This is a genomic window from Halomonas sp. JB37, assembly GCF_002332255.1.
Taxonomy (GTDB): Bacteria; Pseudomonadota; Gammaproteobacteria; order Pseudomonadales; family Halomonadaceae; genus Vreelandella; species Vreelandella casei.
The window spans coordinates 1208041-1221315 of record NZ_NRGW01000001.1; the positions used below are offsets into that span (position 1 = coordinate 1208041).

Consider the following 13275-nt stretch of genomic DNA (forward strand, 5'->3'; position numbering starts at 1 on the left):
AATTATCCCGGCCTTAGCCGGTGTTCCCGAGACGATGTTGTGGACCATATGGACACGCTCGGCTTATGCACAAGGTCCTGACAGCTTGCTGCATGATCCACTGCTGATCGATCTGATGGAGCGTATCGACTACCCGTTTCCGGAGCACTTCGGGCGCCCCAGCGCGATCCACGCCATTCGCTCACGCTATGCAGACGAGCGTATCCGTGACTTTCTGAAACGTAGCCGGGGGGCTGCCGTGGTGGTGTTAGGCGAGGGGCTGGAAACTCAGTTTTGGCGAGTTGATAACGAGACGGTGCAGTGGTATTCCGTCGATTTACCTGAATCGATAGCCATTCGGCGGGAACTGCTCCCCTCGCATCCTCGTAATCACCTGCTTGAATGCTCGGCACTCGACTTTACGTGGATGGAGCGTATCGAGGTGGCATCTCGACAGCCTGTGTTCATCAGCGCGGCTGGGTTGCTGATGTACTTTTCCGAAGGGCAGGTCGTCGACATGTTCCAGGAAATCACTCGCCGCTTCCCAGGCGGTGGGGAGATATTCTTTGACACCATCCCTCCCTGGTTTTCACGCAAGACCCTCAGGGGTTGGCGCATGTCTCCCCACTACACTGCGCCACAGATGCCGTTTGGATTGGCGCTTGGCGACTTGCCGGCACTCATCGCTCGTGTACCCCAACTGCATTTGCTGACGGCTCTCAACTACTCTCAGCCGTACCCCGCGCACATGCGCTCCTTTAATCTGTTGTCGCGCATTCCCCTGATCCACCGTCGTCTCGCTCCGGGACTGATCCACTGTCGATTCGGGGAATGACGTATCGCGAGGCTTGGACATCGCCAGACGGCGGTGTCTTCTCGCTATAGTCCCTGCTCCCTACTCGTTTTAGTCCTGTCTTTCCTGCGCCCACAGATGGGCGTAAAGAGGAGAGTGGCCCAGCAGCCAGGCATGATCGCCTTGTGCGACCAACTCGCCTTCCGCCATGACCAGAATGCGGTCTGCATGCCGAATGCCGTTGAGCTTGTGGGCAATGATGATAACGGTGCGACCCTGTATCAGACAGGATAGCGCCTGATGGATCGAACGTTCGGTTGTGGCATCGATACTGGCCGTGGCCTCGTCGAGCAGAATGATTGGGGCATCCTTGAGCAAGGCGCGTGCAATCGAAAGACGTTGGCGTTCGCCGCCAGAAAGGTTGCTGCCGTTTTCCTCCAATAGGGTGTCGTATTGCAGTGGCAAGCGCGAGATGAACTCATGCGCCTGCGCCTGACGTGCCACCTGCTCAATGTCCTCACGGCGGGCATTGGGGGCGCCTGCGCGCAGGTTCTCGAGGATACTGCCTGAGAACAGTTGTGCGTCCTGGAAAACCATTGAGACGTATCGAGGTAAATGTTGGCTACCGATGTCTCGAAGGTCGACACCGCCGATGCGGATACTGCCTTCGCTGACGTCCCAAAGCCTGGCGATCAGCTGCAGCAAGGTCGTCTTGCCGGCGCCCGAAGGCCCTACGAGGGCATTCAGGCTATCTGACTCGAGTGTGAAGGAGAGGCCCTGAAGAGTGGGCGTTGAACTGTCGGGGTAGCAAAATTTAACCGCGTCGAATGTGATGTCGTAGTGCCCAGGCTGCTGGGGTGTCGCTGGCTGGGCCATGGGACGAACGGCGAGCAGTGCCCGGGTACGCTGCAGTGCCTGGTCGGCAAAGCGCAGCAGCAGAAAGGCCAGCCCGACCTCGTAAAGCTGCCGATAAACCGGCAGTGCGAGAATGGCAAACAACAGGATATTGTTCGAGGTCGTCTGGCCGGTCGACAGCAACTGAACACCTAAACCGATTGCGATGGCAAAGCCGATTTCCACGGCAAAACCAAATCCGCCGACAAGTGGTGCGGGCCAGACATCAAGCCGGATGGCGGCGCTCCGCAAGCGTGAAAATTGGTGAAAAAGGCGCACCCGATAAGCCTCTTGCTGCCCCAGGCTCCGTAGTACAGTCATGCCTTGTAGGTACTCCAGAAGCTCTGTATTGACGGCTGTGCTGACATTGGCCAGCTTGTCGCTTTGGCGCATCAGAACCCATTGCCCGCCTATCAGAAAGGCGAGCGCGATGGGCAGGCTGGTGAGCATCAGCAGGCCCAGTTGCCAATCCATCCACAGTAAAAACACGCTGAGGAGTGCCGGTACCAGTAATCCGCCACAGAAAACGCCGAGCGAATGTGACCATAGCTCTTCGATGATCTGGAGATCGCGAGTCAGGGTGGCGCTCAAAGCACCGCTGTGCTGCGAACTCAGCCAGCCAAGCGGTACCTCGCGAAGATGCGCTGCTATACGCAGACGCGCCTGGCCCATCATCGCGTAGGCACCTCGGAACAGTGCCGGTGTCGCGATATGCGCGCAGAATAGTCGAGCTATGAGCACAAGGAACAGGGCAATGCCCAGGGCTACCACCTCATCGAGAATAAGCGTCCCTGTCAGTAGTCGGTCGATCATGATGTAGATCAACGGATAGGGCAGGAAGGCGAAAATTGCCTCGGCGACCGACCATGCTAGGCCACGTCGTAAGCGGGGGTCGGTATAGCCGGCAAGTTCCTTGCCCGAGCGTAGAAAGTTCAGGAGCATTGAGGGGATTCGCCGTCGGGTAGGGGGGGGGGCCAACTCATGGTGGATTGTTGGTCTTGCCAGAGCTTTTGATAGACATGGCACTCAGCTAGCAGGTGATCGTGATGGCCCTGGCCCACGACACATCCGGCATCCAGCACGATGATATGGTCGGCTTGCTGGGCGGTGCGCAATCGGTGGGTTGTCATCACTACCGTACAGCCATCCTCTGAACCGAGCAGTGCTTGGTGGATCAGGTTGGCGTTGTCGTTGTCGGCGTGAGCCGTAGCTTCATCCAGCAGTAGCAGGCAGGGCTTGCGCAAAATGGCTCGAGCCAATGTCAGGCGCTGACGCTCGCCCCCCGATAGTTGTGCGCCACGCTCACCCAGCAGGGTGTCATAGCCTTCAGGGAGCCGCTCTATGAATGCATGCGCCTGAGCCAGTTTCGCCGCTTCGCATAGTTGATCCTCGGTGGCACTGGGGCAAGCCAGTAACAGATTGTCACGAATACTGCCTCGGAACAGGAAGACTTCTTGGGGGACGACACCCAACCGTTCGAGCAATGTTGATAGGGGCCAGTCTCGTAGCTCTCGTCCTGCCAGCAGGATGTCTCCATCGCTGATTTCATCCAAACAAGCTATCAGACGTAGCAGTGTTGTTTTGCCCGCGCCGGAGGCGCCAACGATAGCGGTTGTCTGGCCGGCAACCGCAGTGAAAGTGACATTGTCGAGAACGGTTCGGGCATCTCGCGTGAAGTAAACATTGCGCAATTCTAGTGTGTGAGGTGAGTCGAGAGGCGGCGGCGGTGCGTATTCGGCGACGGCCATGTCGGTGTTTTCCAGTAGTGCACTGATTCTCGCCAGGGCCGCATTGCGGCGCTGCTGTTCACCCAGTGCGAACGTCAGTCTCATCAGTGGCTGTAGCATCAAGGGTGCGATCAGCAAAAATAGCACCACTGTGGATGCTGAGACCTCGCCCCTGGCGTGGAGCCAGGCACCAAGCGGGGCCACCAAGATCAGGTTGGCGGAGAGCAGCACCACGAACCATGCCCAGCCGATCGACATTCGGCCCGAGTGACGATCCACCCAGGTCACGATGGCGTTGACTGTGTCGGCCAACTGGCCGAATGAGCGTGCGTCCAGCCCGAAACTTCGGATCATTGGCATCACACGCAGATATTCCAGTAGCCGAGTCGACATTCGGGTCTGCATGGCGTTCCAGTCATTGATCTGGGCTCGTCCGCCGCGCAGCATCAGAATTTGTATGACCACCGCGATGGGGAGTGGCGCCAGCGCTGCCAGCGCCAGCAGCCAGTTAGCGCTCAGTAGATAGGTAAAGGTGAACAGAGGAACGAAGATTGCAGCTGCGGCATCCGGCAGTGTGTGAGCGAGCATACCTTCGAGTGATCCCACATCGTCCATGACAACTTTTCGCAAATCAGCACTATTTCGGCCTGAGTTGCGGCTGAGCGGTGCGTTGGCGAGAGCATCGAGCAAGCGTAGTCGCAAACGGCAAATGACATCAAAGGCCCCCAGGTGTGCGAGGCAGTGGCTGATGGACATGAGGGTCCAGCGCAATAGAACTGCGAAAATCGCATAAAGCACCCAGTCCTGTACGGCATCCAGATCGGGTGTCGCGGCGGATAGCAGTTCGGCAATACGATAGAGACAGTAAAACGGCAATAGACTGGCCAGCCCTGAGAGAACCGCAAATAACGATGCGCTGCCCAGCGAGAAGGGGGCCATGGCCAACAGCGATAACAAGCCCCACTTCTTCATCGGCTCTCGCCCTGCAGCTCGATGCGGCTCAGGCAGCGAACAATCAGCACCCAGGCCAGAATGCCGATTATCCAGGCGCCGCCGAACGTTGGTAAATAACCAAAATGCTGCCCGAGGACGCCGACAATGCTGGCTCCAAGCATATTGGTCAGGCTCTCACAGCACTGCATAGTGGTGTAATCGGTGCCCGGTCGTTCAGGCGAGGCCCAGTTCATGAGTAGCGCCCAGACCGATACGTAGAATGCGCCTTCAAAAAGGCCCTGGAGGCCAAACAGCAGATAGTAGAGACGTAGTTCGTGCCAGCCTGATATTTCGAGCAGCAAGGCGACGCCGAGGAAAAGCATGGCCAGCGCACCTGCGATACCAACTGCGGATCGATTCCCACAGCGCCGGACCAGGGGAATGCCGATCACGATACTCCCCAGTGCCATGAAAGTGAGATTACTGGCTTGTAGTGCCCCGGCGGTGGAAAGATCCAGCCCACGGTCGATCAGCCAGGCTTTGATCAGCGTCGAGACTGCGGTGCTGGCGAGCTTGAACGACATGGCGATGAGAATCGCGAAGATCAGATCATCATGCTGAAGTAGGTCCTTCAGCTTCACGACTGCCGTAGGCGTTTGTGGCTGATGCCGCCGCCAATCACGGCGTAGCCACAACGGTAGATAAAGCGCCAGCATCAGGACAGCGAACACCAGCATCAGGCCGCTCCAACCTAAATAGGGGTGGACGATAAGCAACCCCCCTCCGCCAGCGAGCATCCCCATGATGAATCCGCCGACTTGCATGGCATTGGCGGGGCCAGCTCCTTTTCCCTGTAGCCGGCTGACGGCATAGGCGTTGGTGGCGATGTCCTGCGTGGCGCAGATCAGATTCAGCCCGACAACGCCCATCAGAATCAGCGCCAAGTCTGTCCTGAAGTCGAGTGTTGACATGCCTAGGCAGGCGATGGCCACGAGGGCCTGTGTGACAAACACCACTCTTGAGATCCCAGCCTTGCGACAGAGGTTGTCGATATGGCTGGCCCACAGGAATTTTAGTGCCCACGGAAGAAATGCAAGCCCGACCCATCCGATCTGTGCCATGCCATGACCGCTATGGCGGATGAGCGTCGGGAGTGCCTCGAAAGCGAGCCCCATGGGTAACCCCTGGGCAAAATACATCAGTGCCAGGGCGAGGTAATCGCTGAGGCGTCGATGGTGGACCGCCTCCCGCAGAGGGTGAGTATCAGACACTATTAGAAGTCCATGCTCAGGCTGATGCCAACGGTTCGTGGAGCGCCGGCCACGAAGGTATCGCTGAGGGCACGGGTAAAATATGTCTCGTCCGAAAGATTTTTTCCATAAAGGCCGACAGCCCAGTTATCGAAGCGATAACCCACGTTGGCATCGATCAGGGTGAAGGCATCGTTGGTATGATGGCTATCGGGGTAGAGGAAGGACTGAGCCTGCCGGACTGCGGAGAGCCCCAATGACCAATGATCACTAGGCTCCCAGCGCGCCGAGATGCCCTGGCTGTTACGTGGTGCATTAGGGAACTGAGTGCCGGCGTAGTCAATGCCGCCCGTTGCGTACTCGTCGTACTCGGCTTCCACCCAGGCCGCAAATGCCTGGAGTTCTACGGAGTCCCAGGGGCGTAACGTGGCGCTAAGCTCCACGCCAGCATTATGCGACTTCCCCGCGTTGTCAGTCAGACTTTGGTTCTGGTCGCCAATGAGCACGACCTGCTGGTCGCGTAGTCGGGTATAGAACACGTTACCCTCAACTTCCCAGACCCCCTTGGCGTCACGTAGTCGATAGCCGAGCTCGGCGTAGTTGCCATACTCTGGTGCATAGGATTGACTCGCAGAGTCGGCATCAGTGGCATAAACGTTGAATCCAGAAGCCTTGTAGCCTCGAGCCAGGGTTAGCCAGGAATAATGACGATCATCAGGCTGGTATTCGAGGGTCAGTCGGGGTAGGACAACGGTGTCACGAACCTCGAGATTATCGAGGCGTTGCTGTTGAGAGAATCCGTCACCGGCTTGTAGACTCGTCCAGCCCATCTCTCGTCGATTATGCTCTGCGCGTAGCGCGGCAGCGATGCGCCATTCCGGCTGGAGGTGCCAGCCCAGCTCCCCGAAACCTGCTGCGGTATTGCCTGTCACATCCGCCGTGGTGGAGCTAACGAATGCTGGACCCATGTCGTACAAGTAGGGAGCTTCGCGTTCGAGATGGGACGCATAGCCACCCACCAGCCAGTCGAAATCGCCAGCAACGCCCGAGAGACGCGATTCGGCGCTGAACTGGCGTGTCTTCGCATCAAAACCGTTTTTGGCGCCCAAGGCTGAGTCCGGCATCCAGTAATTCCAGTTGCTCTGACTTCCACCTAATAGCACCACAAGATTGCGATCATTATCGAGCTTTCGGCGATATTCTCCCGACACTAGCGTGTACTCGATATCATTACGACCCGGTGTGGTGTTATCCGACTGATGATGGCTTGCCAATGATTGAGCAGTAAAGTAGTCATTGCCGCCGCGACTCTGAAAATGATGCAGCCCCAAACGCCATTCACCATCATTGTCATCGATGTGTAGCAGCTTGATTCGTCCAAAGCCACTGCGCCAATCGGCGCCCTCGTTATTCAGTCGCGCATTTTCGGTGTAGCCGTCGGACTCCTCTCCACCGGCGACCACGCGCACGGTGGTGCGATCACTGAGAGGGAGGTCGCCGGCGACTTCGACACGTTGGCGCTGATAGCTTCCATAGTCCAGTTGGAGATGCCCTCCCGCCTCGAATCCTGGATCCCGGCTGCGTAGTGCGACGACCCCCCCCATGCTGCCTTGCCCATACAAAGTGCTCTGTGGACCGCGCAGAATTTCAACTTGCTCCAGATCGAAAGGCTGGCCGAGCGCCATCCCTGTGACGGGAATGCCGTCAATGAAAGTGCTGGTGCTGGTGCTATCGGATTCGTCGTCTGAAAACCCCAGGCCGCGAATAGTCAATTGGGGTGTGCTTGGCGCATACGCAGTGAGATAAGTATTCGGCGTACGTACGGCAATATCGCCCATATTCTCGTAGCGATAGGTTTCGAGCGGGCCGCTGTCGATAATGCTAACACCGTTAGGTGTGTCGAATCTGGTAGTCCCCTGCTTGGATGCCGTCACGTTCAGTACCGGCAATACCGCGGGGGCGTCTCGCTCTGCAGAATCATTCACGTTCTGGGCTAGGGCAAGACTGGGGATACAGTGGGCAACGATCAGCAGGGCTCTGGAGAGTGGGGTACGGCGCATGGTGGGATCCTGGAGGGTAAAGGCCAACAATACCTTGCATAATATTGATTCTCATTTATAGTTCTACTCCAAGCAGCCACTTAAATGCCCTCATCGGTATTTTACTCACCAGGATTTCCTTGATGTCTGAATTGAGAGTTGTCGACCTTACGGGTTTGTCGCCGGTGGACTTCTTGGGGAAAAAACGGATATGGCCGGGCACACCTCAAAAAATGGGGGCCTATATGAGCGATTCGGGACTGCAGAGCTTTGCGAGCCGCCGTGACTATATTGGCCCGGTTGATATCACCGTGTGCGATTCGGATCCTCGCATTCATCTCAGCGTGTGGCTGTGTGATGGCGTGGAAATCCGCGCCGGCGGGGTGGCAAGAACTATCAATGGATTAGATTCAGTTGCCGGGTATCTGCCCGGCATTCCAATAGAAACTCGCGTCCAGGGTAAGGCACATCATGTTGGCTTGATGTTCAGCCCCGATACCTTGCGTACGCTTGCAGGTGATGATGGTGAAAGGTTCTTCGAGAGGCTGCACCGACATGCCGGATTGCATATTGCCCCTTGTGACTCACAGACCCTGCGAACGGCGCACGAATTGGACCAACTGCTTCTCTCAACAAGTCCGGCCAAGTTATTATGTGAAGCCAAGAGCTTGGAGTTGTTGGGTTGTTTCCTATTGCGACAGCAATCCTGTGCTGCTATCAGTAAGGCGGATAAAGAGCGCCTACGGCACGCAAGGGAATTATTGTTGAGCGATATTGCCAGCCCCCCTACGACTGCCGAACTCGCACGTGCCAGCGGAATCAATACACTAAAACTGAAACGCGGCTTCAAGGTTTTGTACGGTTTTCCTATCCACACGTTTTATCAAAAAGAGCGTATGCGAATAGCCTGGGAACGGGTGCATGAAGGAGAGATGAGTATCACGGAAATCGGGGCGTCAGTGGGATATCATAATCTAAGCCACTTCAGCGCGGCTTTTGTACGACAGTTCGGTATGTTACCGAGCACTGCAAGAAAGCTCGCAAGAACCTTCCTTGTCGAGTGAGATATTTCGTTGCAATATGCCCTCAAAAATCTGAGATATTCAGGATGGCGCACTCGGAATTTTTTCAATGGCAACGACGCTAAAAATCAGGTCATTGACCCAATTAAAATAGGCATCAAATCGATAAGGGGACAGCCACTGAAGCCCCTGGCCGGGGTTGACGCGTAAGCTGGCCTGACCGCTTCGGTCCCAGTGTGTGATTTCCATCTCCTTGAAGTCAAGCCGCTGTTTTATTGATGGATAGAGCGCCTTGAAAAGACTTTCTTTGAGAGAAAATGCTGATGCAATAAAAGCTTCTGAGCTATCTGTTTTGCTCTTCCCCAGGTGTCGTCGTTCGCTGGTGGTTAAAATTTCATAACTGATTTCTGAAGCTTCCAATAGGGTCAGTTTCCTCTCTATATCGATTCCTATCCCCATATAACGTTGCCGCGGGGCGGCTATCGCCGCCGCGTACCCATTGCTGTGACTAATGGAGCCTACGTAGCTGTCCGGCCAGAATGGGGCACCATCAATATCGATACCAGGTGCGGCAAGCGATGGGTCGAATTTATGCAGCGCCCCGCGAGCACAGAGCCTTCCAGCGAGGAATTCGGCTTGACGCTTTCGGGCAGCCGACTGCAACGTCGGTGGCATTGTTATGTTGCACGCTTCCGGGTCTTGCACACTGAAATCCTGGGGGGCAAAGCGGTATGCGACAAGGTGAACATCACGCCAATGCATCGGCCAAGGCCAGAAATTAGCTAAGGGAGTGCAGAAGCTAGGGTGAAGGGAAGATGAAAAATGTGACTTGATAAGGCGTTGTGTCATAAGGATATTTTATCTAATTAGGATGATTTATAGTTAAGTTTATTTTGGATTTGCTACTTTTTTAGCGAGATCAGCCGGCGAGCATAACCCCGGACTTGACCCAGGAGTGTCACAAGGATTTCCTTCAGGAAACGGAAAAGACGATCAGTAAGTCACTGATAGACTGTAGTGGTCAACTAGTCCCGGGCAGTAATTTAAGATTTGGAGTGCCCCAGATTTCCGGACACGTCGAAGCCTCACGCTAAGGGTGTCTAGAATACTCGGGGCGATTCACCATTGCGTCCGACACAGCCGCGCCGCGACTGGGCGGGAGGATTGCCGAGGATGAAACGCCTGCATAATCCACGCGCCGACTCATTGTGCATCTAACGTATGTATAACTGTAAATGACTGTTCTTTAACTGCATGGACATCCATGGGCTGATTAGTCTTGGCGCATGCGCTACGAGTTCCAGTACCAGCCTGTAATGAACCCACTGGTAGTCCATTGCTTCATCAGGATTGAGTACGGGTGTTGTACTGGTTTTTGCAATAAAAACAGGGCAATACTCATTCTCTTTTATGCCGTTTGTATCTGTCGCTTCATATCTGAAAGAGTTGTCGATAAGCTGAATATCTTGAGCGTCTATGCCTAGTTCCCATTGGCCACGCCGATGCACCGCTGAAGATAGCGATTCATCTGGCAATGGGTGGCCACAAAATGAGTTACTCCACACCCCCGGCCATGCTTTCTTGTTTAGTGATCTACGGGTCATCAGTAGCTCGTTCTTGTCATTCAGCAGGTAGCAGGAAAACGCCAAGTGTAAGGGTGTATTCGTGGTATGTACTTTGCTTTTAGGCATTACGCCACAGGGGGCAAGGCTTTCATTCAACAGCACAACTTGTTCCATGGAGTTTCCTTAGAATGAGTAGGTTATGAAGGATGCACAAATAACGGTGTACCAGTATTCCACTAGCCGGAACGACAGGTGATCGTGATCGCGCGATGGGTTTCTTCTGAACATACGGACAACGATTCACAAAAGGAGGGCAGCGCTAGTCAGCTCGAAACCAAGACTCGCGAGTGGGAGTGGAGCGCCAGGTGGACGATTAAATATCGCGACGTGGGCTATAAGAAGATAGACAAGACAGACCTGAGCAATGCTTAGGCGTGGTCTGCGGGCACCGATCCGAATGGGTAGCGTTACCCTGCCAACTCTTCTGTCCCCTTCAACATCGCGGAAATCCTGAATCCCGAAGAGCAATGTCATCATTATAAATATGTTAAGTAGCCACACTCCAATATCTAGCAGAGGTACGCCTGCGATGATGGCGGCTGGAAGCTGGGTTTGTATGCCAATACTGACCAATAAACACTTGAGTCACCAATGTCTACGACAGCCAGTATAGCTATAGAGCCAAGCGAGGCCAAATCATAGCAGTGCCCATCGCTCTACATTGAGTAGAAAGGCATAAGCGATGAAAGGCGCAGAGATGATAACGGCGCGTTTTTCCCCTGTTTTAGTGTAATGGCGCCTGCAGGTAGCGGTCTCTCGGGTTTGTGGATCCTATCTTCTTCTTATGCCAAAAATTTGGCTGTTTATCTCGAATACATCAATAAATAAGGAAAAGTAGCTACAAGCAATTGTCGTGTTGGCGATTATTAATGATGGTGGTTGATTTGTCGCAACATTTAAGCCAAATGAGAATAGCGTCAGTGGGGAAGCTGTCGTCCATATGTCGGTGCGAATGAATCGCCAGGAAAGCCATGCTTCAAAAAACGGGGTTCACCGCTTTGATGTAATCTCTATAGCTACTTGATTAATTTGATAAATATCTTTATTCGTAATCAATAGCTCCTGGGTTCGGTTCCTAGTGTCCAACACTTAAAATGGATAAAAGAAAAGCATTAGAGAGTTCAAAAGTGCTATCTGAAAAAAAATGGCTTTTTTGTATTTAAGACTTCTATAAGGCACCTCTTTTATCCATGTCCATCATGTTAATAGGCTTGTTTTTAATATAATTATATTGTCCCTAATGTAATGAAGTTGTTGTTAAAAAAGATGCACTGCTTCAAAGCTGGCAAGCTGTTCGTCACTATCTCCGAATAGTATCAACTTATTTCCATTCACCTCCCACTCCACAACCTGCCTGAGAGCGACCAATAAAGCGTGCTCGGTTTCCATTTGCTGTGCGGGGCAGGCCATCATGGTGGTGGCGATTTGGCTGAATGTGATGTGCTTATTCTCAAGATGGTAACTGCCCATCAGCGTATTGCAGCCGGTAGCACCCGCCAGACGCGAAGCATCTTGGTGAAGAACCAGGTGGGCTTCACGGACATTCTCTCGCGTCACGACAGACTGGTCGCCTAACGTGGCAAGCTTCCAATACGTATTGATCAACGATTCATTAGGCATTGTGGCAGGTGGCTGAGTATTCATCGCAGCTGTGCAGCCTGCCGTTATTAGTAGCGTGCCGGTCAACCAGTAACGCGCTAATGGGTGTTTCAATGTGTTATTCCTTGTTCAATTATTTACAAAGGTTATTACCATTTTCGTTAAATAAAATTACTTCAGTAGCGCTTAATAGTCTGGATGTTGCTTAAAAAAGCATCCTTCAGTTTTTTTCATGTAACCTACATTATCAAACCGGTAACCGCTCCTTGCGAGGAAACTTTAGTCAACTAGGCTGCCCTCTGTAGAGTATCTTAATTGTGCATTTATAAATATGTAAAGAGTTCGATCTGTAACCTAATCATACAAGGAGTGGATTAGATGACAGTCAAAAGCACACCGCTAAATTCTGTAACCGCCCATAAGCTCTATAGCGAAATGGCCGATACACCTAATGTTCACGGCAAACAGGCTGAACGCACACAGGCACAAGATCCTTACCCGTCGCGCTTGGCTTATATGCCCGAGAAGCGCTGCAGCCGCGCCAAGATGCGGTCGTTAAGGGGCACCAGTTGCCTGGCCCCTTAAGTCAGGCACAGCTCGATGAGTTCGAGCGTAAAGGTTTTTTATTCATCCCTAATCTCATTGAAGGTACTGAGCTTGATGAACTGCGCCGGAAAATGCAGGTGCTAATGAGTAACGATGACTATCGTAATGAGGACTTCATTACTGAGCCAGCGAGCCAGGAAATTTGTTCACTGTTTGCGGTACATTTCCTGTCTGAGCGCTTAGGTAAGCTGGCGAGCGATGAGCGGGTCGCGGGCGCAGTGCGCCAAATTATTGGCGACGACCCTTATGTGCATCAGTCTCGAATCAATTATAAACCGGGGTTTGCCGGTAAAGGCTTTAACTGGCACTCCGATTTCGAGACGTGGCACTCTGAAGATGGCATGCCCGCGATGCATGTGGTTAGTGCATCGCTGATTCTGACCAACAACCATGAGTTCAACGGCCCATTAATGCTGATCCCTGGCTCACTCAATAAGTTTTTGCCATGCCAGGGGGAGACGCCGGAAGATAACCATAAAAGCTCACTGAAAGCCCAGGAAGTGGGGGGGGGCGAGCCCTGAAGCGCTTTCACTGAGTGAGTGGCTGAACACGGTATTGAAGCACCCAAGGGTAAAGCCGGTGGCTTATTACTCTGCATGCCTCGAATGCTAATCTGTCGCCAGACCCGCGTAGCAACGTGTTCTTTGTGTTTAATCGTTCCGATAATTGCTGTGGTGAACCTTATGCGGCGGCTAAGCAGCGCCCGGATTTTCTGGCCCACAACCCGAGTAAGCAGGCGCAGCAACATCGATAATAGTCGTAGGGAGGATAAATTCATGGCTGAAGGGTGTGGAACCTTAGTATAGGT

The 13275-nt window shown here is 53.7% G+C and carries 9 protein-coding genes and 1 pseudogene; 3 read left to right on the forward strand and 7 right to left on the reverse strand.

Going from position 1 to position 13275, the window contains the following annotated elements; genetic code table 11:
• Positions 1 to 34 precede the first annotated feature (34 nt).
• The gene (locus tag CIK78_RS05675) at positions 35 to 814 is read left to right on the forward strand and encodes a class I SAM-dependent methyltransferase (RefSeq protein ID WP_176483369.1); all 780 of its coding nucleotides are present in this window, start codon (positions 35 to 37) and stop codon (positions 812 to 814) included.
• A gap of 69 nt (positions 815 to 883) precedes the next feature.
• Here CIK78_RS05675 and CIK78_RS05680 read toward each other — a convergent pair whose 3' ends face one another.
• Genes CIK78_RS05680 through CIK78_RS05695 form a run of 4 tightly spaced genes read right to left on the reverse strand, consistent with a single transcriptional unit; the run spans position 884 to position 7636 of the window.
• Complete coding sequence (locus CIK78_RS05680) at positions 884 to 2608, reverse strand: ABC transporter ATP-binding protein (RefSeq protein WP_096278055.1); 1725 nt, start codon at positions 2606 to 2608, stop codon at positions 884 to 886.
• Positions 2599 to 4365, reverse strand: a complete 1767-nt coding sequence (locus CIK78_RS05685; protein ID WP_096278058.1) for an ABC transporter ATP-binding protein — start codon at positions 4363 to 4365, stop codon at positions 2599 to 2601. The genes CIK78_RS05680 and CIK78_RS05685 overlap by 10 nt, the downstream gene beginning before the upstream one ends.
• A complete protein-coding gene (locus CIK78_RS05690; RefSeq protein ID WP_096278060.1) occupies positions 4362 to 5597 on the reverse strand; it encodes an MFS transporter in 1236 nt (411 codons plus the stop codon). The genes CIK78_RS05685 and CIK78_RS05690 overlap by 4 nt, the downstream gene beginning before the upstream one ends.
• A gap of 2 nt (positions 5598 to 5599) precedes the next feature.
• Positions 5600 to 7636 carry a TonB-dependent receptor gene (locus CIK78_RS05695; RefSeq protein ID WP_096278062.1) on the reverse strand — a complete coding sequence of 679 codons (2037 nt, stop codon included), beginning with the start codon at positions 7634 to 7636 and terminating at the stop codon, positions 5600 to 5602.
• 122 nt (positions 7637 to 7758) lie between these two features.
• Here CIK78_RS05695 and CIK78_RS05700 point away from each other — a divergent pair, with 122 nt between their 5' ends.
• Positions 7759 to 8679, forward strand: coding sequence for an AraC family transcriptional regulator (locus CIK78_RS05700; protein WP_096278064.1), 921 nt, complete (start codon positions 7759 to 7761; stop codon positions 8677 to 8679).
• 39 nt (positions 8680 to 8718) lie between these two features.
• Here the strand turns inward: CIK78_RS05700 and CIK78_RS05705 are convergent, their stop codons facing one another.
• The 3 genes from CIK78_RS05705 to CIK78_RS05720 form a co-directional block, all read right to left on the reverse strand.
• The gene (locus CIK78_RS05705; RefSeq protein ID WP_176483370.1) at positions 8719 to 9342 is read right to left on the reverse strand and encodes a 4'-phosphopantetheinyl transferase superfamily protein; all 624 of its coding nucleotides are present in this window, start codon (positions 9340 to 9342) and stop codon (positions 8719 to 8721) included.
• 509 nt (positions 9343 to 9851) lie between these two features.
• Complete coding sequence (gene idi, locus CIK78_RS05710; protein WP_096278068.1) at positions 9852 to 10376, reverse strand: isopentenyl-diphosphate Delta-isomerase; 525 nt, start codon at positions 10374 to 10376, stop codon at positions 9852 to 9854.
• Between the two features lie 1143 nt (positions 10377 to 11519).
• The gene (locus CIK78_RS05720) at positions 11520 to 11975 is read right to left on the reverse strand and encodes an META domain-containing protein (RefSeq protein WP_096278072.1); all 456 of its coding nucleotides are present in this window, start codon (positions 11973 to 11975) and stop codon (positions 11520 to 11522) included.
• Between the two features lie 264 nt (positions 11976 to 12239).
• On the opposite strand from CIK78_RS05720, the pseudogene CIK78_RS05725 reads away from it, so the two are divergent.
• Positions 12240 to 13221 (forward strand): annotated as a pseudogene (locus tag CIK78_RS05725) (phytanoyl-CoA dioxygenase family protein).
• The last annotated feature ends 54 nt before the right edge of the window (positions 13222 to 13275 follow it).